The organism is Burkholderia sp. Bp9090, assembly GCF_003857985.1.
GTDB lineage: Bacteria > Pseudomonadota > Gammaproteobacteria > Burkholderiales > Burkholderiaceae > Burkholderia.
In genome coordinates this window covers 23,625-49,470 of sequence record NZ_QTPV01000016.1, presented here as the reverse complement: position 1 = coordinate 49,470, position 25,846 = coordinate 23,625, and the positions used below count along the sequence as shown (strand labels likewise).

Genomic DNA, 25,846 nt, shown 5'->3' with positions numbered 1-25,846 from the left:
ACCATGCAAGTCAGGGAAAACCTCGCCAGCGCAGCCGTGAAGCCGTCGGCCGACGCGCTGGTTCCACAGCAGAGCGACCGCCAGAAGTGGTGGCAGCACCTCACCGAATACAGCCTCATTGCGATCTTCGCGGTGATGTTCTTGACGATGTCGCTGACGGTCGATCACTTCTTCTCGATCGACAACATGCTCGGCCTCGCGCTGTCGATCTCGCAGATCGGGATGGTCGCGTGCACGATGATGTTCTGTCTGGCGTCGCGCGACTTCGACCTGTCGATCGGCTCGACCGTCGCGTTCTCGGGCGTGCTGTGCGCGATGGTGCTGAACGCGACCGACAACACGTTCGTCGCGATCGTCGCGGCGGTCGCGGCAGGCGCCGCGATCGGCTTCGTGAACGGCGCGGTGATCGCGTACCTGCGCATCAACGCGCTGATCACGACGCTCGCGACGATGGAAATCGTGCGCGGGCTCGGCTTCATCGTGTCGAAGGGGCAGGCGGTCGGCGTGTCGTCGGATACCTTCATCGCGCTCGGCGGGCTCACGCTCTTCGGCGTATCGCTGCCGATCTGGGTCACGCTGCTGTGCTTCATCGTGTTCGGCGTGCTGCTGAACCAGACCGTGTACGGCCGCAACACGCTCGCGATCGGCGGCAACCCTGAGGCGTCGCGTCTCGCGGGGATCAACGTCGAACGCACGCGCGTGTACATCTTCCTGATCCAGGGCGCGGTGACGGCGCTCGCCGGCGTGATCCTCGCGTCGCGCATCACGTCGGGCCAGCCGAACGCCGCGCAGGGCTTCGAGCTGAACGTGATCTCCGCGTGCGTGCTCGGCGGCGTGTCGCTGATGGGCGGCCGCGCGACGATCTCGGGCGTCGTGATCGGCGTGCTGATCATGGGCACCGTCGAGAACGTGATGAACCTGCTGAACATCGACGCGTTCTACCAGTACCTGGTGCGCGGCGCGATCCTGCTCGCGGCCGTGCTGCTCGACCAGCTGAAGAACCGCGGCGTACGCGACTGACCGATTCCACGGAGACGATTCGCATGACCATCGAAACTTCCGCGCCGGATCCGCGCGCCGCGAGCGACGCGCGTTATGCGCGCTACCCGAGCCTCGAGGATCGCGCGGTGCTGATCACGGGCGGCGCGACCGGCATCGGCGCGGCGTTCGTCGAGCACTTCGCGCGGCAGGGCGCGCGCGTGGCATTCGTCGATCTCGACGCACAGGCGGGCCAGGCGCTCGCGGAAAGCCTCGCGCAGGCGCCGGACGTACGTCACGCGCCGCTGTTCCTCCCGTGCGACCTCACCGACATCGACGCGCTGCGCCATGCGATCGACACGATCCGCGCACGGATCGGCGCGATCGCGGTGCTCGTGAACAACGCGGCGAACGACACGCGCCACGCGATCGGCGACGTGACGCCCGCGTCGTTCGACGCGGGCATCGCGGTGAACCTGCGCCACCAGTTCTTCGCCGCGCAGGCGGTGATCGACGACATGAAGCAGCGCGGCGGCGGCGCGATCATCAATCTCGGCTCGATCAGCTGGATGCTGAAGAACGGCGGCTATCCCGTCTACGTGATGGCGAAGGCAGCCGTGCAGGGCCTCACCCGCGGGCTCGCGCGCGATCTCGGCCCGTTCGGGATCCGCGTGAATTCGCTGGTGCCCGGCTGGGTGATGACCGACAAGCAGCGCAGGCTGTGGCTCGACGACGCGGGCCGGGCGGCGATCAAGGCCGGCCAGTGCATCGACGCCGAGCTGCTGCCGAACGATCTCGCCCGGATGGCGCTGTTTCTCGCGGCCGACGACAGCCGGATGATCACCGCGCAGGACGTGGTGGTCGACGGCGGCTGGGCCTGATTGCCGATGTCCGTGTTCGCGCGGCACCGCGCGACGATCCGTATCGCTTCATCGACGAAGCAAAGGAGTTCACCATGACCGCCACGTCCTCGCGCGCATCGTCGTCGTCCACGAGCCAGTCGCGCCGTGCGCGCCTGGCTGCCGCCGCGCAGCCGGTCAGCGCCGGCCCGCAGACCGCCACGTTCGCGCAGGGCGTCGGCGCCGCGCATGCGGCGGCCGTCACGCTGTCGAACGCGGCGCTGCGGCTCGACGTGCTGCCCCACCTCGGCGGCGGCATCGCGCGCTTCGACTGGCGCGGCGACCACGGTGCGCTGGTGCCGGTGTTCCGACGCTGCGAACACCCGGAGACGGCGACGGACCCGAACGCACTCGCGTGCTATCCGCTGCTGCCGTATTCGAACCGGATCGGCAACGGCCGCTTCGAATGCGACGGGCGCAGCGTCGCGGTGCCGCGCAACCGCCGCGACGAGCCGCTGCCGATCCACGGCGACGGCTGGCTCGCGCCGTGGCAGGTGGACGACGCGACCGACACCACGCTGCAGCTGTCGCTCGATCGCGCGAGCGGCGCGCCGTACGCGTTTCGTGCGATCCAGTCGTTCGCGCTCGACGACACGACGCTGTCGATCGCGCTGACGATCGAGAACGCTGGGCGCGCACGGCTGCCGTTCGGGCTCGGCTTGCACCCGTTCCTGGTGCGCGACGACGCGACCGAGCTGGCCGCGGCCGCGGGCGGCCTGTGGCTGTCAGGCGCGGATTTCCTGCCGGTGCGGCACGTGTGCGTGCCGCCGGCCTGGCAGTTCGGCGTCGCGTATCCGTTGCCGGCGACGCTCGTCAATCACGCGTTCACCGGCTGGGGCGGCCACGCGACGGTGAGCTGGCCGCGCCGCGGGCTGTTGCTGACGATCGCGGCCGACGCCGATGCGTACGTGCTCTATACGCCGCCCGGCGAGCCGTTCTTCTGCTTCGAGCCGGTCGATCATCCGATCAATGCGGTGAACCTGCCGGGCGGCGCGGCCGCGCACGGGATGACGCTGCTCGCGCCGGGCGAGCGGCTCACGCGGCGTTTCGCGTTCACCGTCGAGCGGGCCGATGCACGGGTCGACGCCGCCGTGCGCGAAGGCCGCCGGCGACGCGGGTAAAATACGCGGTCTATCAACGGTTTGCCGCGAGTATCCGCCATGTCTTCCCCGCTTACTTTCATCGAATCGCTGCGCGCCGCGTGGCAGCGCACGAATTCGCTGCTGTGCGTCGGCCTCGATCCCGAGCCGTCGCGTTTTCCCGTGCAGTTCGACGGCCAGCCCGACGCGATCTTCGAGTTCTGCCGGCAGATCGTCGACGCGACCGCGCAGTACGCGAGCGCGTTCAAGCCGCAGATCGCGTACTTCGCCGCGCATCGCGCGGAAGATCAGCTCGAGCGGCTGATCGCGCACATCCACCTCCAGCATCCGGGCCTGCCCGTGATCCTCGACGCGAAGCGCGGCGACATCGGCAGCACCGCCGAGCAGTACGCGCGCGAAGCGTTCGAGCGCTATCGCGCGGACGCGGTCACCGTGAACCCGTACATGGGCTACGACTCGGTCGAGCCGTACTTCGAGCATGAAGGCAAGGGCGTGATCGTGCTGTGCCGCACGTCGAACCCGGGCGGGTCGGACCTGCAGTTCCTCGAAACGGGTGGCCGGCCGCTGTACCAGGTCGTGGCCGACCTCGCGGCGAACAAGTGGAATGCGAAGAACGGCCAGCTCGGCCTCGTGGTCGGCGCGACCTTCCCGAAGGAGATCGAGATCGTGCGCGGGATCGTCGGCGACATGCCGCTCCTGATCCCCGGCATCGGCGCGCAGGGCGGCGACGTGCAGGCGACCGTCAACGCGGGCCGCACCGCCGACGGCAGCGGGATGATGATCAACTCGTCGCGCGCGATCCTGTACGCGAGCAAGGGCGAGGATTTCGCCGAAGCCGCCGCGCTCGCCGCGCAGAAGACGCGCGATACGATCAACGCGCATCGCTGAAATATCGCTGAGCCACAGGCCGCCCGCCCGGGCGGCCTTTCAATGGCGAACCCGCATCTGCGGGCCGCGCGCCTGCCTCGCGTGTTTGCCGTCCTGGCGCACGCGAACAACTTCCCGTCGCTTGCGCACCGCATGCCCGCGCCACAATCGCGCGATGCTGCCGCTTGTCATCGATCCGTCACCAGAATGTCATAAAAGGAGCGGCGCCATGCCCAAGCTGTCCCGACGTCTTCTGAGCGCGCTTGCCGCGTCGTTGTGCATGTCGTTCGCCCACGCGGCGGACCTGTCGCACTGGCCGGCGGACAGCGCGAAGGCGCTGAACGCGATGATCGCCGCGCACGCGAACCGCGGCGACTACGCGGTGTTCGACGCCGACAACACGACCTATCGCTACGATCTCGAGGAGTCGCTGCTGCCGTATCTCGAGAACCGCGGCGTGCTGACGCGCGACTCGCTCGATCCGTCGCTGAAGCTGATCCCGTTCAAGGATTCGGCCGACTACAAGGAGTCGCTGACGAGCTACTACTACCGGCTCTGCGAGATCGACGACCTGGTCTGCTACCCGTGGATCGCGCAGGCGTTCGCGGGGCTGTCGCTGGCCGACCTGAAGCGCCATGTCGACGCGATGCTCGCCGACGGCAAGCCGGTGCCGATCCGCTACTGGCAGGGCGACAAGGTCGTCGACGGCACCGCGAACCCGCCGCGCTTCTTCCGCGGCATGCAGGAGCTGTACAACGCGCTGCGCGAGAACGGGATCGAGGTGTACGTGATGACCGCCGCGCACGAGGAGCTCGCGCGGCTCGTGCTGTCCGATCCGAAATACGGCTACAACGTGAAGCCGCAGAACGTGATCGGCGTGACGACGCTGCTGCGCGACCCGGCGACGGGCGCGCTGACCACGTCGCGGCTGCAGATCAAGGCCGGCAAGTACGACGAGGCCGCGAACCGCAATCTCGTGATCACGCCGTTCCTGATGAATCCGATGACGTGGTACGAAGGCAAGCTCGGCTCGATCGCCGGCTGGATCGACCAGTGGAAGAAGCCGGTGCTCGTCGCGGGCGACACGCCGAAATCCGACGGCTACATGCTGCTGAACGCGACCGACGTCGCGCGCGGCGGCGTGCGCGTGTGGGTGAACAAGAAGGACAAGCAGATGGCGCAGATCCGCGCATGGTCGGACGAATCGGCCGCGCAGCAGAAGGCGCTCGGCCAGCCGGTCACGGCGGACAAGAACTGGATCGTCGTGAAGCCCGACGCGATCCAGTAAGCGGCGAGGGGCGGCGGCCGCCCCTGCCGTCGCGCGGGGGAATCAGCCTTCGCGCTCGTCGAGCAGCTTCAGCAGCCCGCGCAGCGCGTGCGCGGCCGCCTGCGTGCGGATCTGCTCGCGGTCGCCCTTGAACACGAGCGTTTCGACGTCGGTATGCAGCCGGTTGCTCCATGCGAACGACACGGTGCCGACCGGCTTCTTCTCGCTGCCGCCCGCCGGGCCGGCGATGCCGGTGACCGACAGCGCGACCTGCGCGCGGCTGTTGCGCAGCGCGCCCTCGGCCATCGCGCGCGCGACCGGCTCGCTGACGGCGCCGTGTTTCTCGATGAGGTCGGGCGGCACGCCGATCATCTCGATCTTGGCCTGGTTCGAGTAGGTGACGAAGCCGCGCTCGAACCACTGGCTGCTGCCGGAGATGTCGGTGATCGCGGCGGCGATCATGCCGCCCGTGCAGGATTCGGCGGTGGCGAGCGACAGGTGCTCGTCACGCAGCTTGTTGCCTGCGCGGATCGCAAGCTGATGGACGACGGAATCGGTTGGCATGCGCGTCGGGAAACGGGAGTCGGGAAATCGGTCAGCCGACGACGGAGCGCCAGAAGGCGATCACGAGCAGCGTCATGAACGCGGCGATCAGGTCGTCGACCATGATGCCGAGCCCGCCTTTCACGCGACGGTCGAAATAGCGGATCGGCGGCGGCTTGAGCATGTCGAAGCAGCGGAACACGACGAACGCCCACAACTGGCCGATGAAGGTCGCGGGCGTGACGAACAGCATCACGAGCCAGATCGCGACGATCTCGTCCCAGACGACGGCGCCCGGATCGCTCGTGCCCATCCTGCGTGCGGTGAAACCGGTGACCCACGTGCCCGCCGCGAAACCGACCGCGATCAGCGCCCACCATTCGGGCACCGTCAGGTAGCGGTTGAGCACGACGAACGCGAGCCAGCCGAACAGCGTGCCGAACGTGCCGGGCATGAACGGCGCGAGCCCGCTGCCGAAGCCGAGCGACACGATGTGCGCCGGGTGCGACAGCATGAAGCGCACGGTGGCGCGCCGCGGCGCGTTGCGGGCGGCGCCTGGCGCGGCCGCGGATTGCGCGGTCGTCGGGTCAGTCTGCATGGAAGTGGTCGAAACCGTGCAACGTGAGAGTCAGGGGCGCGCCGGCGGCGTCGCGCCACGCGATCGCGGGCTGCTCCGACGGCGAGGACAACGCATGTATTGTACCGACTCGCGTGACCGGAACCCCGGCGCTCGCGCCCGCTGCCTCGACCGCGGCGCGGGCCGCGGCCGGCGCGGTGAAGCACAGCTCGTAGTCGTCGCCGCCGGCCAGCGTGCAGCTTCGCTGCACGTCGGGCGGCAGCGTCGCGAGCGCGGCCGAGCGCGGCACCGCGTCGGCGTCGATCTCGGCGCGCACGTTCGAGCGGGTCAGGATGTGCCGCAGGTCGCCGGCGAGGCCGTCCGAGATGTCGAGCGCCGCATGCGCGACGCCCGCGAGCGCGAGCCCGAGCGCAATGCGCGGCTCCGGGCGCTCGAGTGCGTGCCGGAACGCGGCGGCTTCGGCCGCGCCGGCGCTCCATTCGCCGCGCGCGAGCCCGAGCCCCGCGCGCGCGTCGCCGAGCGTGCCGGACACCCAGACGTCGTCGCCGTCGCGCGCGGCGTCGCGCCGCAGCGCCGCATCCGGCGCGACTTCGCCGAACACGGTCACGCACAGGTTCAGCGGCCCGCTCGTCGTGTCGCCGCCGATCAGCTCGCAGCCGAACCGCTCGGCGAGCGCGAACAGGCCGTTGCTGAACGCCTCGAGCCACGCCGCGTCGGCGCGCGGCAGCGCGCACGCGAGCGTGAACGCGCGCGGCTCGGCGCCCATCGCCGCGAGATCCGACAGGTTGACCGCGAGCGTCTTGTGGCCGAGCGCGTCGGGCGCGACATCGGGGAAGAAATGGCGGCCCTCGACCAGCATGTCCGTCGAAATGGCCAGCAATTTTCCGGATCGCGGCGCGATCAGCGCGCAATCGTCACCGATGCCGAGCGTCGACGCACGCGCCCCCCGGGCCGCGCGGCGCGCGAAGAAGCGATCGATCAGCGAAAACTCGGACAGGGCGGCTGGCACGGCGGAGGAACCCGGAAGCGGTGAAAGGAATGGCATTGTACGCAGCGAGCGGTGCCGTTCCTGCACCGTTCAGTACATTTATGTCGCGGCTGTCGCACCCGAATCGCAGGTCTGACGGCCTTCGATTGGCGCTACAATGCCGTCGAACAGTCATTCTAATCCGCCCGCCACGAGACACATGTCGACCCAAGCCTCCTCCAAAGCCAAGCTCCGCGAAGCCGCTCTCGACTATCACGAATTCCCGACTCCGGGGAAGATCGCGATCGCACCGACCAAGCAGATGATCAACCAGCGCGACCTCGCGCTCGCGTATTCGCCGGGTGTCGCGTATGCGTGCGAGGAGATCGTCGAGAACCCGCTGAACGCCGCGCGCTTCACCGCGCGCAGCAACCTGGTCGGCGTCGTCACGAATGGCACGGCGGTGCTGGGGCTCGGCAACATCGGCCCGCTCGCGTCGAAGCCGGTGATGGAAGGCAAGGCGGTACTGTTCAAGAAGTTTGCCGGCATCGACGTGTTCGACATCGAGCTGAACGAGTCGGACCCGCACAAGCTGGTCGACGTGATCGCCGCGCTGGAGCCGACCTTCGGCGGGATCAACCTGGAAGACATCAAGGCGCCCGACTGCTTCATCGTCGAGCGCGAAGCGCGCAAGCGGATGAAGATCCCGGTGTTCCACGACGACCAGCACGGCACCGCGATCGTCGTGGCCGCGGCCGTCACGAACGGCCTGAAGGTCGTCGGCAAGGACATCAAGAAGGTGAAGCTCGTCGCGTCGGGCGCGGGCGCGGCCGCGCTGGCGTGCCTGGACCTGCTGGTCGACATCGGCCTGCCGCTCGAGAACATCACGGTGACCGACCTGGCCGGCGTGGTCTACAAGGGCCGCACCGAGCTGATGGATCCGGACAAGGAGCGTTTCGCCCGGGAAACCGAAGCCCGTACGCTGGCCGAGGTGATCGACGGTGCGGACATCTTCCTCGGCCTGTCGGCCGCCGGCGTGCTGAAGCAGGAGATGGTGAAGGGCATGGCCGAGCGCCCGCTGATCCTCGCGCTCGCGAACCCGACGCCGGAAATCCTGCCGGAACTGGCGCTCGAAGTGCGCCCCGACGCGATTCTCGCGACCGGCCGCACCGACTACCCGAACCAGGTCAACAACGTCCTGTGCTTCCCGTTCATCTTCCGCGGCGCGCTCGACGTCGGCGCGACGACGATCACGCGTGAAATGGAAATCGCGGTCGTCAACGCGATCGCCGAACTCGCGCAGCACGAGCAGAGCGACATCGTCGCGACCGCCTACGGCATCCAGGACCTGTCGTTCGGGCCCGAATACCTGATTCCGAAGCCGTTCGATCCGCGCCTGATCGTCAAGATCGCGCCGGCCGTCGCGCAGGCCGCGATGGACGGCGGCGTCGCGACGCGCCCGATCGAGGACATGGAAGCCTACAAGCAGCACCTGCAGCAATTCGTGTATCACAGCGGCACGACGATGAAGCCGATCTTCCAGCTCGCGCGCAGCGCGCCGGCGGAGAAGAAGCGGGTCGTGTTCGCGGAAGGCGAGGAAGAGCGCGTGCTGCGCGCCGTCCAGATCATCGTCGACGAGAAACTCGCGAAGCCGATCCTGATCGGCCGTCCGTCGGTGATCGAGCACCGTATCCAGCGTTACGGTCTGCGCCTCACGCCGGGCACCGACTTCACGGTCGTGAACACCGAGCACGACGAGCGCTACCGCGATTTCTGGCAGACGTACCACAAGATGATGGCGCGCAAGGGCATCAGCGAGCAGCTGGCCCGTGTCGAGATGCGCCGCCGCACGACGCTGATCGGCTCGATGCTGGTGAAGAAGGGCGAGGCGGACGGGATGATCTGCGGCACGATCAGCACCACGCACCGCCACCTGCACTTCATCGACCAGGTGATCGGCAAGCGCCCGGGCTGCAGCGTGTACGCGGCGATGAACGGCCTCGTGCTGCCGGGTCGCCAGATCTTCCTGGTCGACACGCACGTGAACGTGGATCCGACCCCGGAGCAACTCGCCGAGATCACGATCATGGCTGCCGAGGAAGTGCGCCGCTTCGGCATCGAACCGAAGGTCGCGCTGCTGTCGCACTCGAACTTCGGCACGAGCAACGCGCCTTCGGCGCAGAAGATGCGCGATACGCTCGCGATCCTGCAGGAACGTGCGCCGGAATTGAAGGTCGACGGCGAAATGCACGGCGACGTCGCGCTCGACGCGGCGCTGCGCAAGGAAATCCTGCCGGAATCGACGCTGGAAGGCGACGCGAACCTGCTGATCCTGCCGAACATCGATGCCGCGAACATCGCGTACAACCTGCTGAAGACGGCGGCCGGCAACAACATCGCGATCGGGCCGATCCTGCTGGGCGCGGCCCAGCCGGTGCACGTGCTGACCGAATCGGCGACCGTTCGCCGCATCGTCAACATGGCGGCGCTGCTGGTCGCCGACGTGAACGCCGCACGCTGAGCGGAATGAACGCGCGGCGCCGGTCGAACCGCTGCCGCGCGGCGGGCAAAATTGTAAACAAAAGCAAAAAGAGGCGTGCCCGCAATGGGCACGCCGCGGGCAGGGCGCAAACGCGCTTCCCATAAGCAACAGCGGCATCTCTCCCCCTAGGCTAGCGAGCGTGGCAAGGAGGCAGGTCTTGCCATGCGAGAGATGCCGCGGATATTTTATCTCATGTAAGATAAATGTAGTCTTTTTTCGGTAAAAAATGCGCGATTCCGGGCGGAGCCAGCCTTTCGGTTCCCAAACGAACATTGATTCGCGCGGACAATAGCGCTACGCTAACGCCTTTGGTTGGTCGTCAACTACTTGATTTAACAGCGGGAACCCTGGTTCATGGCACGCAAGTGGCTCCGCAACGGCGCGCTCGCGTCCGTCTTCGCGATGTTCGCGATGGGTATCGTCGGTACACCGACGGGCAGTCTGGTTTCCGCCGCTTACGCACGGCAGGCCGTTTCGGCCGACCTGGCCGTCGGCGGGGTCGATACGATCCCGACCGCCCGCCTGCCGCGCGAGGCCGTGACCACGCTTGGCCTGATCGGCGCCGGTGGCCCCTATCCGTACGAGAAGGACGGCGTCGTCTTCGGCAACCGCGAGCGGATCCTGCCGAAGGCGAAGCGCGGCTACTACCACGAGTACACGGTGCCGACGCCGCGCGCGCGCAATCGCGGCGCGCGCCGGATCGTCTGTGGCGGGCCATTGCGCCGGATCGACAACTGTTATTACACGGACGACCACTACAACAGTTTTAAACGTATTGTTGAATGACTTCGGGATGAACGGCATGAGCGACTCCATCTACGCGCACGATACGGCGGCGGCGGAACTGTTCGCGGCCGGCGACGGCAACCTGTTTCAGCGCGTGATCCAACTTCACGCGGCGGCACAGGCAGGCGTCGCGGCGGAGCAACAGGAAGCCGAGCCCGGGCTTTCATCGAACGAGGAGCCTATGAGCCTTTTCACGACCGTGCGACCCAATCTCGTGCAGTCGATCCGCGCGTTCCGCGTGCAGGATCTCGCCGACGAAGCCGGCCGGCTCGGCCAGCATTTCCTGTACGCGTATTGCGGTGCCGCGCAGTCGAAGCAGGAAGTGATGGAGACGATCGCGACGTCGTTCCTGTTTCCGAAGCATTTCGGCAAGAACTACGACGCGCTGTACGACTGCCTGACCGACCTCGTCGCGAAGGCCGGCGCGCAGCCAGGTTTCGTGATCGTTCTCGAAGGGTTGCCGATCGCGCAGAAATTCGACAAGGAAGGGCGCGAGACGCTGCTCGACGTGTTCCGCGAAGCCGCCGAGTTCTGGGCCGAGCGCAAGGTCGCGTTCCGCGTGTTCTATTCGTTCGCGTAAAGCGCGGATCCACTGGCCGCCCGAGCGCGGCCGATTCGGCAAAAAGCCCGCATCGCGCGGGCTTTTTTGCGTCTGCGTTCCGGCCGATGGGCGCCGGGAAGTCACGCGCGGCGTCGGTCCGAACGTGCGTCAGGCATCGGGCCGGCGTCGGTCGTTTCGGGCGCATGCCACGCCGGCCGCGCCCCGACGCATCACCATCCACCCCAGCGCGCGGCCAGCGCCGCCAGCACGGCCGCGCCGGCCGTCTCGGTGCGCAGCACGCGCGGGCCGAGCGACAACGCGGTGAACCCGTGCGCGCGGGCCGCGTGTTCCTCGTCGGGCGACAGCCCGCCTTCGGGCCCGATCAGCAGCGTGACGGCCGCCGCGGGCGGCGCGTCGGGCAGCGACGCAAACGGGATGCTCGCGCGCGGCGACAGCAGCAACCGCAGCTCGCCGTCGGCCGGCGCGGCCGGCAGCGTATCGAGCCACGCGCCGAAGCCGCGTACCGGCGCGACGTCGGGCACGCGGTTGCGCCCGCATTGCTCGCACGACGCGCGCACGACGCCGCGCCAGTGCGCGACGCGCTTGTCCGCGCGCTCGCCGGACAGTTTCACGACGCCGCGCGCCGTCGACAGCGGCACGACCGCCGCGACGCCAAGCTCGACGGCCTTCTCGATCACCCAGTCCATCTTGTCGCCGCCGGCGATGCCTTGCGCCAGCGTCACGCGATAGGGCGGCTCGGCCTCGGCCGGATCGAACGCTTCGAGCTGCGCGAGCGCGCCGCGCTTGTCGATCTCGACGAGCCGCGCGCGGTACTGGCCGCCGCTGCCGTCGAACAGCGCGAGCGCGTCGCCGGGCTGCAGCCGCAGCACTTGCGCGTGCCGCGCGACGTCGGCCGGCAACGCGAGCGTCGTATCGGCGCGCAGCGCCGCTTCGACGAAGAAACGCGGCACGGCCGCGGTGGTGGTGGCTTCACTCATGCGTATCGCGGCTCCGTTCATGCGGCCAGGCGGCGCGCGAGCGCCCAGCGGTAGCCGTCGAGATCCTCGATTTGGGCGAAGCGGTCGCCCCAGAACTGATCTTGCGGCGAGGTCAGCGATTGCGCGCCCGCGTCGAGCGCGCGCTGCCAGGTTGCGTCGACGTCGTCGACATACAGGTAGAAAGACTGCGGAGCGGTTGCGTGCGCACTCTTCGGCGTGAGCGCGATCGAGCCGAAGGCGCCTTCGGGCGCGAACATCACGATCAGTTGCCCGCGGTAGGTCATCTCGACGTGCATGATCGCGCCGTCCTCGTCGAGGACGTCGCGCAATTCGAAGCCGAAAGCGGCCTTGAAGAACTCGATGGTCGCGTGCGCATTGCGCACGGCCAGGTAAGGCGTCAACCAAGGCACGTTGGCCGGACGTGGATCGGTCATGAAATCTCCTGTCGAACGGGGTGGCGCTTGAGCGGTGACTCCGGTCCCATGCTTTGCAGTCCAACGAATATTGGCGCGCGGGTGCCCGGGGCGGCACCGCGCCGTGCAGAGGATACGCAGGCGGGCCGCCTGCGTCGCGCCGGGCCCGCGCGTGGCGGGTCGGGCCCGGCAGAAAGCGCGGCCCGCCCGCGAAGCGATGCTCCGCCCGGAAGCTCAGCGGCGAACGCCCAGTGTATCGCGCAGCGCGCGCGGCAGGGCAAAGAGGGCCGCATGGAGTCGCGCGTCGTAGTAGCGCAAGCCCTGCACTCGGCGTGCGGCGAGCCGTTCGTCGATGTCGTGTGCGAACAGCGCGGCCGCGTCGAGCGTGTCGCTCGCGATCGCCATCAGCCACTGGGATCCGTACAGCGGTACGTGCGCGGACAGCGGATCAACGACCGCGAAGCTCGCGCGCAGATCGTCGAGCAGCGCGGCGATGCGCGCCGTGTGGAACACCGGCGAGCCGAGATGCATCGAGATCGCGCCGCACGGCGTGAGGATCCGCTTGAGCCGCGCGTAGAACTCGCGCGTATAGAGGCCGGCCGCCGGCGAGTCGGGCGGCGTGAGGTCGAACACGACGAGATCGAAATGCTCGACGGTCGATGCGACGAAATGCGCGGCGTCGCCGATCACGATCGCGACGCGCGGGTCGTCGAGCGCGCCCTGGTGCACGTCGTCGAGATAGCGGCGCGCCATGCCGACCACCTCGTCGTCGAGCTCCGCGACGACGATCCGCTCGATGCACGCGTGCTTGAGCAACTGGCGCGCGGCGCCGCCGTCGCCCCCGCCGAGCACGAGCGCCTTCCTCGGGCACGGGTGCGCAAGCGCGGCCGGGTGCGTCATGCACTCGTGGTACACGTATTCGTCGCCGACCGACGTCATCGGCCGGCCGTCCAGCGTGAACAGGCGGCCGAGCTGCGGGGTTTCCCAGACCTCGATGTGCTGGTGCGGCGACGCGACGTGCGCGAGCCGGCGTGCGTTCGGGAAGCCGTACGCGACGTCGGGCGTGGGATGGAAGAGAAGGGTCGTGTTCACGGGCGGGCCGCTCGGGCAGACAGTTCCGACGTCTGAATTATAGGAGGCGGGCGGTTTGGCGGAAAACCGTGCCGGAACACTACGCGCCGACAAGGGAAATGTCAGCCCATCTGTTAAAATGACGAGCTTTGCAGCCCCGTCCGTAGGCTCCGTCCGCTTCGCGTCCGTCAGGCGCCGCACTGCGCGCCGGGAACGATTGACGCTCGAGCTTCCGGATGCCGCCGTGCCCCCGTTTCCTCGACTCGTTCTCCGGACTCGACATGACGACTTCGTCTCCCGCCTCCACCACCCTGATGGCCAATGCGATCCGTGCGCTCGCGATGGACGCCGTCCAGCAAGCGAACTCCGGCCACCCCGGCATGCCGATGGGCATGGCCGAAATCGGCGTCGCGCTCTGGTCGCGGCACCTGAAGCACAACCCGACGAACCCGCACTGGGCGGACCGCGACCGCTTCGTGCTGTCGAACGGCCATGGCTCGATGCTGCTGTACTCGCTGCTGCACCTGACCGGCTACGACCTGCCGATGGAAGAGCTGAAGAACTTCCGCCAGCTGCACTCGAAGACGCCGGGCCACCCGGAATACGGCATCACGCCGGGCGTCGAGACGACCACCGGCCCGCTCGGCCAGGGTCTCGCGAACGCGGTCGGCATGGCGCTCGGCGAAGCGCTGATGGCCGACGAGTTCAACCGTGACGGCGCGAAGATCGTCGATCACCACACGTACGTGTTCCTCGGCGACGGCTGCCTGATGGAAGGCATCTCGCACGAAGCCTGCTCGCTCGCGGGCACGCTGAAGCTGAACAAGCTGATCGCGCTGTACGACGACAACGGCATCTCGATCGACGGCGACGTCGTGAACTGGTTCCACGACGACACGCCGAAGCGCTTCGAAGCGTACGGCTGGAACGTGATCCCGAACGTGAACGGCCATGACGTCGACGCGGTCGACGCGGCGATCGCGAAGGCGAAGCTGTCGGACAAGCCGACGCTGATCTGCTGCAAGACGGTGATCGGCAAGGGCGCCGCGACCAAGGCGGGCGGCCACGACGTGCACGGCGCGGCGCTCGGCGCGGAAGAAATCGCGAAGACGCGCGCGGCGCTCGGCTGGACCTGGGAGCCGTTCGTGATTCCGCAGGAAGTCTATGCGGCATGGGACGCGAAGGAAGCCGGCAAGCGCGCCGAGACCGAATGGGACGCGACGTTCGCCGCCTATCGCGCGAAGTTCCCGGCAGAAGCCGCCGAATTCGAGCGCCGGATGGCCAACAAGCTGCCGGCCGACTGGGCCGAGAAGGCGGCGGCGATCATCGCCGGTGCGAACGAGCGCGCCGAGACGGTCGCGACCCGCAAGGCGTCGCAGCAGGCGATCGAAGGGCTCGCTGCCGCACTGCCGGAGCTGCTCGGCGGCTCGGCCGACCTGACCGGCTCGAACCTGACCAACTGGAAGGCATCGAAGGCGGTCCGCGCGAATCCGGAAGGCGCGGGCGTGCTGCTCGGCAACCACATCAACTACGGCGTGCGCGAATTCGGCATGAGCGCCGCGATCAACGGCCTCGCGCTGCACGGCGGCCACAAGCCGTTCGGCGGCACGTTCCTGACGTTCTCCGACTACAGCCGCAACGCGCTGCGCGTCGCGTCGCTGATGAAGGTCCCGTCGATCTTCGTGTTCACGCACGACTCGATCGGCCTCGGCGAAGACGGCCCGACGCACCAGTCGATCGAGCACGTGTCGAGCCTGCGCCTGATCCCGAACCATGACGTCTGGCGTCCGGCCGACACGGTCGAGACGGCCGTCGCCTGGACCCACGCGGTCGCCGCCGACCGTCCGTCGAGCCTGATCTTCAGCCGCCAGAACCTCGCGTTCAACCCGCGCACCGACGCGCAGATCGCCAACATCGAGAAGGGCGGTTACGTGCTGAAGGACTGGGACGAAGAGATCGTCGCGCGCAAGATCATCCTGATCGCGACGGGCTCGGAAGTCGAACTCGCGATGAAGGCCGTCGAGCCGCTCGCGCAGCAGGGCATCGCGGCCCGCGTCGTGTCGATGCCGTCGACCAACGTGTTCGACCGCCAGGACGCCGAATACCGCGAACGCGTGCTGCCGCACGGCGTGCGCCGCGTCGCGATCGAAGCGGGCGTGACCGCGTTCTGGCACAAGTACGTCGGCCTCGAAGGCGGCGTCGTCGGGATCGACACGTTCGGCGAATCGGCGCCGGCCGGCGTGCTGTTCAAGTACTTCGGCTTCACCGTCGAGCACGTCGTCGAGACCGCCAAGGCCGTGCTGGCCTAAAAGCATTCGCGACGCGCGCCACCCCTCGCGCGCGTCGCACCGTGAAGCTGCACGAAACGAATTTTTTCAGCCATCAGGAGATAGACCATGACGATTCGCGTCGCAATCAACGGCTACGGCCGTATCGGCCGCAACACGCTGCGCGCGTTCTATGAAAACGGCAAGAAGCACGATCTCGAGATCGTCGCGATCAACGACCTGGGCGATGCGAAGACCAACGCGCACCTGACCCAGTACGACACCGCGCACGGCAAGTTCCCGGGCGAAGTGTCGGTCGACGGCGACTACCTCGTCGTGAACGGCGACAAGATCCGCGTGCTGGCGAACCGCAACCCGGCCGAACTGCCGTGGGGCGAGCTGGGCGTCGACGTCGTGATGGAATGCACGGGCTTCTTCACGACGAAGGAAAAGGCGAGCGCGCACCTGAAGGGCGGCGCGAAGAAGGTCATCATCTCGGCGCCGGGCGGCAAGGACGTCGACGCGACGATCGTCTACGGCGTGAACCACAACGTGCTGAAGGCCGAGCACACCGTCATCTCGAACGCATCGTGCACGACGAACTGCCTCGCGCCGCTCGTCAAGCCGCTGAACGACAAGATCGGCCTCGAAACCGGCCTGATGACGACGATCCACGCGTACACGAACGACCAGGTGCTGACGGACGTCTACCACGAAGACCTGCGTCGCGCGCGTTCGGCCACCCACAGCCAGATCCCGACCAAGACGGGCGCTGCGTCGGCCGTCGGCCTCGTGCTGCCGGAACTGAACGGCAAGCTCGACGGCTACGCGATCCGCGTCCCGACGATCAACGTGTCGATCGTCGACCTGTCGTTCATCGCGAAGCGCGACACGACGGTCGAGGAAGTCAACGCGATCATGAAGGAAGCATCGGAAGGCGCGCTGAAGGGCATCCTCGGCTACAACGACGCACCGCTGGTGTCGATCGACTTCAACCACAACCCGGCTTCGTCGACGTTCGACGCAACGCTGACCAAGGTGTCGGGCCGCCTCGTCAAGGTGTCGAGCTGGTACGACAACGAGTGGGGTTTCTCGAACCGCATGCTGGATACGGCAGTCGCATTCGCGAACGCGAAGTAAATCCCGCACGTCGCGCGGCCGCCGCACGGCGGCCTGCGTGGCGAACGAGCCCGGCCCGGAATTTTCCCGGCCGGGTTTTTTATTGCGCGGCGTTCGCCGTCACCTGCTCGAGCGCGTCGACGAACGCGCGCTTCAGCGGGCTGTCGAGGTCGGTCCACGCGAGGCCGATGCCGCTGCGGTGGCCGGCCAGGTCGAGCGGCCGCGCGAGCACGTTCGGCGGCAGTGCGCTCGCGGCTTCCGCCGGGATCAGCCCAATCCCCATGCCGGCCGCGACGAGCGCGAGCATCGTCGTGAATTCCCCGAACTCCTGCGCGATCTCGAGCGTCGTGCCCGCGCGGCTCAGTGCCAGCAGCATGTCGTCGTGAAAGCCGGGCGCGTAGCGGCGCGCGAGCACGAACGCGGGCTGGCCGCGCAACGCGGACGGTGAAATCGTGTCGTGCGCGGCGAGCGGGTGGTCGAGCGGCAGCGCGACCACGAAGCCTTCCTCGAGCACCACGCGCGTGTCGATGCCCGCATACGCGGCCGGCAGCCGGATCATCCCGAAATCGATGCGCCGGTCGCGCAGCGCGGCGATCTGGTCGGGCGTCGGCAAATCCTTCAGTTCGAGCGCGATCAGCGGATAACGCTCGCGCATCGTGCGCAGCACGGCCGGCAGCAGCGCCGGCAGCACCGACGACACGAACGCGATGCGCAGCGTGCCGATCTCGCCGCGGCTCGACAGCCGCGCCATCTGCTCCGCGCGCGCGGCCTGCTGCAGCGTCGCCCGCGCTTCGGGCAGGAACACTCGCCCCGTATCGCTGAGCTCGACCTTGTGACGGTCGCGCTCGAACAGGCGTGCGCCGAGCTCCTCCTCGAGCGCCTTGATCTGCATGCTCAGCGCGGACTGCACGATGAACAGGCGCTGCGCGGCGCGCCCGAAATGCAGTTCTTCCGCGAGCGTGACGAAGGCGCGCAATTGCTTGAGTTCCATGGTGGGCGGGCGGCGGCAAACGGTGAAGAGAACGGTGATCGGATTTCATGATAGCCGGATCAAAAAAGACCATTGGCGCGACACCCGGCCGAGCGTCGAAGATACCCTCGACGCGAGACCGGCCGCGACCGGCGGTCGGCTCGATGGCACGAGGAGAGATGGATGAACAACGCGCTTGACCGGTTCCGCCTGGATGGCCGCCGCGCACTGATCACGGGTTCCGGACGCGGGATCGGCCTGACGCTCGCCCGCGGGCTCGCGGAGGCCGGTGCGGCGATCGTGATCAACGATCGCAATGAGGAGAAGGCCGCGACGCTCGCGCGCCATTTCCGCGAGGAAGGCTTCGCGGCCGACTACGCGGTGTTCGACGTCGCCGAGCACGCGCAGGTGCGCGCGGCGGTCGACGATTTCGAGGCGCGCGTCGGCGCGATCGACATCCTCGTGAACAACGCGGGCATCCAGCGCCGCGCGCCGCTCGACGCGTTCGACCCGGACGACTGGCACGCGCTGATGCGCGTGAACCTCGACGGCGTGTTCAACGTCGCGCAGGCGGTGGCGCGCCACATGATCGCGCGCGGCCGCGGCAAGATCATCAACATCTGCTCGGTGCAGAGCGAGCTCGCCCGGCCGACGATCGCGCCGTATGCTGCGACCAAGGGCGCGGTGCGGATGCTGACGAAAGGCATGTGCGCCGACTGGGCGCGCCACGGCATCCAGGCGAACGGCCTCGCGCCCGGCTATTTCGAGACCGAGCTGAATCGCGCGCTGGTCGACGACGCGGCGTTCTCCGACTGGCTGTGCAAGCGCACGCCGGCCGGCCGCTGGGGGCAGGTCGACGAGCTGTGCGGCGCGGCGATCTTCCTCGCGTCGGCCGCATCGGATTTCGTGAACGGTCAGACGCTGTTCGTCGACGGCGGGCTGACCAGCGCCGTCTAGAAAAGGAGGAACATCATGCGTATGCGTTGCATGTGTCTCGTGATCCACGGGCCGAACGACCTGCGGCTCGAGGAGCAGGACGCGGGCGAGATCGGCCCGGGCTAGGTGCGCGTCGAGGTCGCGATGGGCGGCATCTGCGGCTCCGATCTCCATTACTTCCGGCACGGCGGCTTCGGCGCGATCCGGCTGCAGCAGCCGATGGTGCTCGGCCATGAAGTCGCCGGCACGGTGGCGGCGGTCGCGCCGGACGTGACGTCGGTGAAGGTCGGCGATCGCGTCGCGGTGAATCCGAGCCGCCCGTGCGGCGCATGCCGCTACTGCCTCGAAGGGCTGCCGAACCAGTGTCTCGACATGCGCTTCTACGGCAGCGCGATGCGCATGCCGCACGTGCAGGGCGCGTTTCGCAACGTGCTCGTCTGCGATGCCGCGCAGTGCGTGAAGGTGGCGGACCATGTGCCGCTGTCGCTCGCGGCGCTCGCCGAGCCGTTCGCGGTCGGGCTGCATGCGGTGTCGCGCGCGGGCCCGTTGATCGGGCGGCGCGTGCTCGTGTCGGGGTGCGGGCCGATCGGCGTGCTGGCGGTCGCGGCGGCGCGGGTGCACGGCGCGGCGGAGATCGTCGCGACCGACGTGGTCGATGCGCCGCTCGAGATCGCCCGCGCGCTCGGCGCCGACCATACGATCAACGCGGCGGCCGACACCGGCTGGGTCGCGCGCTACGGTGCCGACAAGGGCACGTTCGACGTGATGATCGAGTGTTCGGGCAATGCGCGCGCGCTGCGCGACGGCCTCGACGTGATGCGGCCGCGCGGCGTCGTCGTGCAGCTCGGGCTCGGCGGCGACGTCAGCCTGCCGCAGAACGTCGTGGTCGCGAAGGAGCTGTCGATCTGCGGCTCGTTCCGCTTCCATGCGGAATTCGCGCTCGCGGTGCAATTGATCAATGCCGAGCGCGTCGACCTGCGCCCGGCCGTGACGGGCGTGTTCCCGATGCGCGACGCGAACCGCGCGTTCGAGCTGGCCGGCGACCGGCAGCGCGCGATGAAGGTGCTGATCGATTTCGCGGACGCGGCGGCTTGATCGTCCGCTGATGGCGCGCGACGGCGTGCAAGGCAAAGAAGGCACGCCCGCGATTGGTGGGGCGTGCCTTTTTCATCGGCTGGAGCGAAACCGGATCATTGCGTGACTTGCCGCGCGCCGATGCGCTGCGACGCGAGCCACAGGGCGATCAGCACGCCCGCGAGCGCCGCGCCCGCGATGCACACGCCGCGCCAGCCGTCGATGCCGTACGCGACGCTCGCCGCGAACGATCCGAATGCGCCGCCGATGAAGTAGCTCGTCAGGTAGATGGTCGTCACTCGGCTGCGCGCGTGGCCCGCGAGTGCATAGAGCACGCTCTGGTTCGAGATGTGCATGCCCTGCACGCCGACGTCGAGCAGCAGGATCCCCGCAATCAGCGCGACGAGCGAATGCGCGCCGGCCGCGATCAGCGCGAACGACGCGAGCACGGCCGCCGCGAACAGGCCGGTCGCCGCGTTGCCGTGGCCGCGATCGACGAGCCGGCCGGCCGACGTCGCCGCGAGCGCGCCCACCGCGCCGACGATCCCGAACAGGCCGATCTGCCCTTCGGAATAGCTGTACGGCGGCTGGCTCAACAGGAACGTGAGGCCGGTCCACAGCAGGTTGAAGCACGCGAACACGAGCGCGCCGTAGGCCGAGCGCAGCGCGATCAGCGGCTGCGCGCGCAGCAGCGCGACGAGCGAGCGCATCAGCGCCGCGTAGTCGAGCCGCGCGTGGCGTCGATCCTTCGGCAGCTTCACCGCGAGCACGCCGGTCAGCGCGAGGATCATCGCCGCGGCGATGCCGTACACCGCGCGCCAGCCGAACCCGTCGGCGATCGCGCCGGCCGCGACGCGCGCGAGCAGGATGCCGAGCAGCAGCCCGCTCATCACGGTGCCGACCGCGCGGCCGCGCGTGCGCGCGTCGGCGAGCGACGCGGCGAACGGCACGAGCAGCTGCGTCGAGCAGGTGACGAAGCCGAGCGCGATGTTCGCGACGACGAACATCGTGAAGTTCGTGCTGAACGCGACGGCGGCCAGCGCGATCACGTTGAGCACGAGCAGCCGCACGATCAGCGTGTGGCGGTTGACCGCGTCGCCGAGCGGGACGATCAGCAGCAGGCTCGCCGCATAGCCGAGCTGCGTCAGCGTGACGAGATAGCCGAGTTCGGCGGGCGGGCGGCCGAAGCTGTGCGCGATCGCGGCGAGCAGCGGCTGCGCGTAGTAGATGTTGCCGATGACGATGCCGCACGCGCAGGCGAACAGCAGCGTCATCGCGCGGGTCAGGGGAGGATGGTTGTCTTGATGCAGTTCCATGGTCGCGAAAGAAGCAGCGGTGCCGGCCGGCGGCGCGGGCCGTCGGCAACGCGGGGTTGCGGGAAATCGGGCCCGGCGTCAGCGGATCGGCGATGCGCGCCGGGCGGCGCGTGGCCGGCGCCCGGTCGAGGCGGCGGCGCAACGTCGTGCGGCGGGCGGGAGAGGGCGGGCCCGGGCGGGCCGCTCCGGTGCGGCGGCCAGGCGGCGTGCGCGGGAGCGGATGTGCGTATGATGCGGGAACCGAACCATAGCGTCCAAGACTGGATCCTTATGGTATCCATTGGTTCTACCAATACCCGGGCCGCCATGCTACTCCGCCACATCCGCTATTTCCTGGCCGTCGCCGAGCAGCGCAGCTTCACGCGCGCGGCCGATGCGCTGCACGTGTCGCAGCCGACGCTGTCGCAGCAGGTCCGCCAGCTCGAGGACATGCTCGGCGTGCAGTTGTTCGACCGCTCGGGCCGCACGGTGCGGCTCACCGAATTCGGCGAGGTCTATGCGCGCCACGCGCGCGCGGCGCTGCACGAGCTCGACACCGGGCAGCGAGCGCTGCACGACGTTGCCGATCTCGGCAGCGGCTCGCTGCGGCTCGCGATGATGCCGACCTTCGCGGCCTACCTGAGCGGCTCGCTGATCGATGCGTTCCATGCGGATTTCCCGAACGTCGCGCTGACGATCGACGCGATGTCGCAGGAGCGCATCGAGGCGCAGCTTGCCGACGACCGGCTCGATGCGGGCTTCGCGTTCATGCCGCCGCGCGCGCCCGACATCGACGCGCTGCCGCTGTGGGACGAGCCGCTTGCCCTGGTGACGGGCCGCGCGCACCGCCTCGCCCGCCACCGCCGCGCGCTGAGCCCGGCCGAACTCGCCGGCGAGCCGCTGGTGCTGCTGAGCCGCGCGTTCGCGACGCGCGCGAGCATCGACCGGTATTTCATCGAGCAGGGTGTGCAGCCGAGGATCGCGATCGAGACGAATACGGTCAGCGCGGTGCTCGAACTCGTGCGCCGCGGGCGGCTCGCGACGGTGCTGCCCGACGCGATCGCGCGCGAGAGCGGCGACTTGTGCGCGCTGGAACTCGATCCGCCGCTGCCGTCGCGCACGGCCGCGCTGCTCACGCGCAAGGGCGCATACCGCAGCGTCGCGGCGCGCGCGTTCATCGAGCGCGCGCTCGCGTATCGCGATCCTTCGGGGGGATGACCGGTACGACCGGCGAACCGCTGTCGCGCCGGCCGCGACCGTAGGCCGGCGGCTGCGTCAGGTGCCCGGCGTCGGGAAGAAGATGCCCGCGCGCTGCGCGGCGTTCGCGATGTGCGTCTCGATCGCGGTGCCGGCCGCGGCCGCATCGCGGGCGATCAGCGCGTCGACGATCGCGCGGTGCTCGTGCCACGTCGACAGCAGCAGCTCGCGCCGGTAGAACGGCATGCGCTGGCTTTCCTTCATGATGTCGGCGCTGCTGCGCAGCACCGACTCGATCGCCGCGTTGCCCGCGAGATGGATGATCCGCATGTGGAAGTCGAAGTCGAGCTGCGACGCTTCGTCGAGCGCGCTGTCGGTCAGCGCGACGTGCAGGTCGGCGAGGTTGTCCTCGAACCACGCGATGTCGTCGTCGGTGACGACGTGCGCGGCCATCCGCGCGGCGAACCCTTCGAGCGCATAGCGCATCTGGTACGTATCGGGCGGCGACGACTGCTCGGCGAATTGCCACGGATGCGCGGCCGACGCCTGCGCGCTTTCGACATACACGCCCTTGCCGGCGCGGATGCGCAGCATCCCGAGCGCCTCGAGCGTCGACAACGCCTCGCGCAGCGACGCGCGGCTGATCTCCAGCTCCTCGGAGAGCTGGCGCTGGGCCGGCAGCAGGCTGCCGACCGGATACACGCCTGCCTCGATCCGGTCGCGGATCGTCGCGATGGCGGCGTCGGTCACGGTGTGCGGAACGTTTTTCATGATGTGAACGATGGCCGGTCTGACCGGCATTGTAATCCGCACGCGCGCGGTGCACGACCGGCCTACGGGAAAGCCACGATCCGCCCCCGTACGGTGCGGGGCACAGGGGCGGGAAATCCCTATTTTGTCCGTCCTTGACTCGACTATATCGGCTTCCTACTATCCACCATAACATCACTGGTCTTACCAGTATGAACAGACGAAACTGCAACCGTTGGATCGGGAGAGCGCCGTGTCGAAATTCCTCAATTCGCTGTTTGGCCGGGTAGTCGTCGCATTGATCCTCGGGGTCGCGCTCGGCGCGTTCTTCCCGCATTTCGCCGAGTCGCTACGGCCGCTCGGCGACGGCTTCCTGAAGCTCATCAAGATGGTCATCGGCCCGATCGTGTTCTGCGTCGTGGTCAGCGGGATGGCCAATGCGGGCGACCTGAAGAAGGTCGGCCGGGTCGGCCTGAAGGCGGTCGTCTACTTCGAGATCATGACGACGCTCGCGCTCGGCATCGGGCTCGTCCTCGCGTGGCTCACGCGCCCCGGCGTCGGCATGAACATCGACCTGCGCTCGCTCGACGCGGCCTCGCTCTCGACGTACGCGAAGAACGCCGAAAGCCTGAAGGACACGGCCGGCTACCTGATGAAGATCATCCCCGAGACCGCGATCGACGCGTTCGCGAAGGGCGACATCCTGCAGATCCTCGTGTTCGCGGTGCTGTTCGGCTCGGCGCTGTCGCTGCTGGGCGACAAGGCGCAGCGCGTCAATTCGCTGATCGAGGAACTGTCGCACGTGTTCTTCCGCATCATCGGCTTCATCATCAAGCTCGCGCCGCTCGGCGTGCTCGGCGCGATCGCGTTCACGACTGGCAAGTACGGCGTCGCGTCGCTCAAGCAGCTCGGCTACCTCGTCGCGGTGTTCTACCTGAGCTGCTTCGTGTTCGTCACGGTCGTGCTCGGCGCGGTGATGCGTCTCGCGGGCTTCTCGGTGTTCAAGCTGATCCGCTACCTGCGCGAGGAACTGTCGATCGTGCTCGGCACGGCGTCGTCGGACGCGGTGCTGCCGCAGGTGATGAGCAAGCTCGAATACATGGGCATCAAGGATTCGACGGTCGGCCTCGTGATCCCGACCGGCTATTCGTTCAACCTCGACGGCTTCTCGATCTACCTGACGCTCGCGGTGCTGTTCATCGCGCAGGCCACCAACACGCCGCTGTCCACGCACGACCTGATCGTCGTGCTGCTCGTGTCGCTCGTCACGTCGAAGGGCGCGCACGGGATTCCCGGTTCGGCGATCGTGATCCTCGCGGCGACGCTGTCGGCGATTCCCGCGATTCCGGTGCTCGGCCTCGTGCTGATCCTGCCGGTCGACTGGTTCGTCGGCATTGCCCGCGCGCTGACCAACCTGATCGGCAACTGCGTCGCGACGGTGGTCGTCGCCGTGTGGGAGAACGACATCGACCGGGCCCGTGCGAAGCGCGTGCTGAACCGCGAACTGCGCTACGTGGCCGACGAAGCCGGCAGCGCCGCGCCGGTCGCCGGCGACCAGGCCCACGCGCTCTGAGCGCACCCGCGCGCGAGGCGGCCTCCCGGGCTGCTTCGCGCGAACGAATGTCCCGCGGCCGGCGCGTCGATGCGCCGGTCCTTGCCAAAATAATGGAGACGACATGGCAGCCCCCATCCTCGATCCGAACGCGCCGGCCTTCACGCGGCGCTACATGAACCTCGCCGACCCGCGCCTGGGCGCGCAGGCGCTCTTCGCCAGCGACGAATTCTTCGCGCCGAAGGAGCGCATGCTGAATCCCGAGCCGGCCGTCTTCATTCCCGGCAAGTACGACGACCACGGCAAGTGGATGGACGGTTGGGAAACGCGCCGCAAGCGCACCACCGGCCACGACTTCTGCGTGGTCCGGCTCGCGCGGCCGGGCGTGATCTACGGCGTCGATCTCGATACGAGTCACTTCACCGGCAACTTTCCGCCGGCCGCGTCGATCGAGGCCTGTGCGGTGGACGGCGACACGCCGCCGGACGACACCGAATGGCGCACGATCGTCCCCGCGACGACGCTGCAGGGCAATTCGCATCACTACGTGAGCGTCGACGATGCGCAGCCGGTCACGCACCTGCGCGTGAACCTGTATCCGGACGGCGGGCTCGCGCGGCTGCGCGTGTACGGCCAGCCGCAGCGCGACTGGCGCCACGTGCCGGCGGGCGAACTCGTCGATCTCGCGGCGATCGAGAACGGCGGCTACCTGGTGGCCGCGAACAACCAGCACTTCGGTCCGGCCTCGCAGATGCTGATGCCGGGGCGCGGCGCGAACATGGGCGACGGCTGGGAAACGCGGCGCCGCCGCGAGCCCGGCAACGACTGGGCGATCGTCGCGCTGGCGCGGCCGGGCATCATCCGGCGCGTCGAGGTCGATACGGCGTTCTTCAAGGGCAACTTCCCCGACCGCTGTTCGCTGCAGGCCACCCACGTCGCCGGCGGCACCGACGATTCGCTCGTCACGCAGGCGATGTTCTGGGCCGAACTGCTCGGCGAGCAGAAGCTGCAGATGGACCACGTGCATACGTTCGACCAGCTCGCAACGCTCGGCCCCGTCACGCACGTGCGCTTCAACATCTTCCCGGATGGCGGCGTGTCGCGCCTGCGTCTGTGGGGCGAGCCGGCTTGAAGGAG

The 25,846-nt window shown here is 68.4% G+C and carries 23 protein-coding genes and 1 pseudogene; 15 read left to right on the top strand and 9 right to left on the bottom strand.

Translation table 11 applies throughout. The annotated features are described in order from the left end of the window. Positions 1 to 3: 3 nt before the first annotated feature. The 5 genes from araH to DIE16_RS16905 all read left to right on the top strand — a co-directional run bounded on the left by araH (position 4) and on the right by DIE16_RS16905 (position 5,132). On the top strand, positions 4 to 1,020 hold the full coding sequence (gene araH / locus DIE16_RS16925) for an L-arabinose ABC transporter permease AraH (RefSeq protein ID WP_044844185.1): 1,017 nt from the start codon (positions 4 to 6) through the stop codon (positions 1,018 to 1,020). 23 nt (positions 1,021 to 1,043) lie between these two features. Beyond that, entirely contained in the window at positions 1,044 to 1,859 is an 816-nt protein-coding gene (locus DIE16_RS16920; protein ID WP_124892841.1) for an SDR family NAD(P)-dependent oxidoreductase, read from the top strand. Between the two features lie 74 nt (positions 1,860 to 1,933). Further along, entirely contained in the window at positions 1,934 to 2,998 is a 1,065-nt protein-coding gene (locus DIE16_RS16915) for an aldose 1-epimerase (protein WP_124892839.1), read from the top strand. Between the two features lie 39 nt (positions 2,999 to 3,037). Continuing rightward, the gene (gene pyrF / locus DIE16_RS16910) at positions 3,038 to 3,865 is read left to right on the top strand and encodes an orotidine-5'-phosphate decarboxylase (protein WP_124488249.1); all 828 of its coding nucleotides are present in this window, start codon (positions 3,038 to 3,040) and stop codon (positions 3,863 to 3,865) included. Between the two features lie 208 nt (positions 3,866 to 4,073). Continuing rightward, entirely contained in the window at positions 4,074 to 5,132 is a 1,059-nt protein-coding gene (locus DIE16_RS16905; protein ID WP_044844181.1) for a hypothetical protein, read from the top strand. A 42-nt stretch (positions 5,133 to 5,174) separates the two neighbouring features. On the opposite strand, the gene DIE16_RS16900 is transcribed toward DIE16_RS16905, so the two are convergent. The 3 genes from DIE16_RS16900 to thiL are packed head-to-tail and all read right to left on the bottom strand — an operon-like array spanning position 5,175 to position 7,240. Then, a complete protein-coding gene (locus DIE16_RS16900; protein ID WP_044844180.1) occupies positions 5,175 to 5,675 on the bottom strand; it encodes a CinA family protein in 501 nt (166 codons plus the stop codon). A 31-nt stretch (positions 5,676 to 5,706) separates the two neighbouring features. Next, positions 5,707 to 6,252: a phosphatidylglycerophosphatase A gene (locus tag DIE16_RS16895; RefSeq protein WP_124488251.1), complete on the bottom strand. Its 546-nt coding sequence runs from the start codon at positions 6,250 to 6,252 to the stop codon at positions 5,707 to 5,709. Next, entirely contained in the window at positions 6,242 to 7,240 is a 999-nt protein-coding gene (gene thiL, locus DIE16_RS16890; protein WP_185735478.1) for a thiamine-phosphate kinase, read from the bottom strand. Before thiL ends, DIE16_RS16895 begins: the two co-directional genes overlap by 11 nt. Positions 7,241 to 7,376: 136 nt before the next feature. Between thiL and DIE16_RS16885 the strand changes: the two genes are divergently transcribed. The 3 genes from DIE16_RS16885 (at position 7,377) to DIE16_RS16875 (ending at position 11,106) form a co-directional block, all read left to right on the top strand. Beyond that, positions 7,377 to 9,719 carry an NADP-dependent malic enzyme gene (locus tag DIE16_RS16885; RefSeq protein WP_311769724.1) on the top strand — a complete coding sequence of 781 codons (2,343 nt, stop codon included), beginning with the start codon at positions 7,377 to 7,379 and terminating at the stop codon, positions 9,717 to 9,719. Positions 9,720 to 10,094: 375 nt separating this feature from the next. Next, on the top strand, positions 10,095 to 10,526 hold the full coding sequence (locus DIE16_RS16880; protein ID WP_006760307.1) for a ribonuclease: 432 nt from the start codon (positions 10,095 to 10,097) through the stop codon (positions 10,524 to 10,526). 16 nt (positions 10,527 to 10,542) lie between these two features. Next, positions 10,543 to 11,106: a barstar family protein gene (locus DIE16_RS16875; RefSeq protein WP_044844247.1), complete on the top strand. Its 564-nt coding sequence runs from the start codon at positions 10,543 to 10,545 to the stop codon at positions 11,104 to 11,106. Between the two features lie 191 nt (positions 11,107 to 11,297). Here the strand turns inward: DIE16_RS16875 and DIE16_RS16870 are convergent, their stop codons facing one another. The 3 genes from DIE16_RS16870 to speE form a co-directional block, all read right to left on the bottom strand. Then, a complete protein-coding gene (locus tag DIE16_RS16870) occupies positions 11,298 to 12,065 on the bottom strand; it encodes a 16S rRNA (uracil(1498)-N(3))-methyltransferase (RefSeq protein ID WP_044844176.1) in 768 nt (255 codons plus the stop codon). 17 nt (positions 12,066 to 12,082) lie between these two features. Further along, a complete protein-coding gene (locus DIE16_RS16865) occupies positions 12,083 to 12,499 on the bottom strand; it encodes a glyoxalase/bleomycin resistance/extradiol dioxygenase family protein (protein WP_044844175.1) in 417 nt (138 codons plus the stop codon). Positions 12,500 to 12,712: 213 nt separating this feature from the next. Then, entirely contained in the window at positions 12,713 to 13,570 is an 858-nt protein-coding gene (gene speE, locus DIE16_RS16860) for a polyamine aminopropyltransferase (protein WP_044844174.1), read from the bottom strand. Positions 13,571 to 13,785: 215 nt separating this feature from the next. On the opposite strand from speE, the gene tkt reads away from it, so the two are divergent. Then, a complete protein-coding gene (gene tkt / locus DIE16_RS16855) occupies positions 13,786 to 15,858 on the top strand; it encodes a transketolase (RefSeq protein WP_044844173.1) in 2,073 nt (690 codons plus the stop codon). 87 nt (positions 15,859 to 15,945) lie between these two features. Next, positions 15,946 to 16,956, top strand: a complete 1,011-nt coding sequence (gap, locus tag DIE16_RS16850; RefSeq protein ID WP_010091320.1) for a type I glyceraldehyde-3-phosphate dehydrogenase — start codon at positions 15,946 to 15,948, stop codon at positions 16,954 to 16,956. A 79-nt stretch (positions 16,957 to 17,035) separates the two neighbouring features. On the opposite strand, the gene DIE16_RS16845 is transcribed toward gap, so the two are convergent. After that, positions 17,036 to 17,926, bottom strand: coding sequence for a LysR family transcriptional regulator (locus DIE16_RS16845; protein ID WP_124488256.1), 891 nt, complete (start codon positions 17,924 to 17,926; stop codon positions 17,036 to 17,038). A gap of 162 nt (positions 17,927 to 18,088) precedes the next feature. Here DIE16_RS16845 and DIE16_RS16840 point away from each other — a divergent pair, with 162 nt between their 5' ends. Together DIE16_RS16840 and DIE16_RS16835 are read left to right on the top strand one after the other, a co-directional pair. After that, the gene (locus tag DIE16_RS16840) at positions 18,089 to 18,862 is read left to right on the top strand and encodes an SDR family NAD(P)-dependent oxidoreductase (RefSeq protein WP_124519987.1); all 774 of its coding nucleotides are present in this window, start codon (positions 18,089 to 18,091) and stop codon (positions 18,860 to 18,862) included. A 15-nt stretch (positions 18,863 to 18,877) separates the two neighbouring features. Next, positions 18,878 to 19,936 (top strand): annotated as a pseudogene (locus tag DIE16_RS16835) (L-idonate 5-dehydrogenase). A gap of 95 nt (positions 19,937 to 20,031) precedes the next feature. Here the strand turns inward: DIE16_RS16835 and DIE16_RS16830 are convergent. Beyond that, entirely contained in the window at positions 20,032 to 21,231 is a 1,200-nt protein-coding gene (locus tag DIE16_RS16830; protein ID WP_124892835.1) for an MFS transporter, read from the bottom strand. 306 nt (positions 21,232 to 21,537) lie between these two features. Between DIE16_RS16830 and cynR the strand changes: the two genes are divergently transcribed. Beyond that, a complete protein-coding gene (cynR, locus tag DIE16_RS16825; RefSeq protein WP_124488260.1) occupies positions 21,538 to 22,428 on the top strand; it encodes a transcriptional regulator CynR in 891 nt (296 codons plus the stop codon). Positions 22,429 to 22,485: 57 nt separating this feature from the next. Here the strand turns inward: cynR and DIE16_RS16820 are convergent, their stop codons facing one another. Further along, complete coding sequence (locus tag DIE16_RS16820) at positions 22,486 to 23,208, bottom strand: FadR/GntR family transcriptional regulator (RefSeq protein WP_185735477.1); 723 nt, start codon at positions 23,206 to 23,208, stop codon at positions 22,486 to 22,488. 202 nt (positions 23,209 to 23,410) lie between these two features. Between DIE16_RS16820 and DIE16_RS16815 the strand changes: the two genes are divergently transcribed. Beyond that, on the top strand, positions 23,411 to 24,730 hold the full coding sequence (locus DIE16_RS16815; protein WP_124892833.1) for a C4-dicarboxylate transporter DctA: 1,320 nt from the start codon (positions 23,411 to 23,413) through the stop codon (positions 24,728 to 24,730). A gap of 103 nt (positions 24,731 to 24,833) precedes the next feature. Then, positions 24,834 to 25,841 (top strand): allantoicase, encoded by a 1,008-nt coding sequence (alc, locus tag DIE16_RS16810; protein ID WP_124892831.1) that lies wholly within the window; start codon positions 24,834 to 24,836, stop codon positions 25,839 to 25,841. The last annotated feature ends 5 nt before the right edge of the window (positions 25,842 to 25,846 follow it).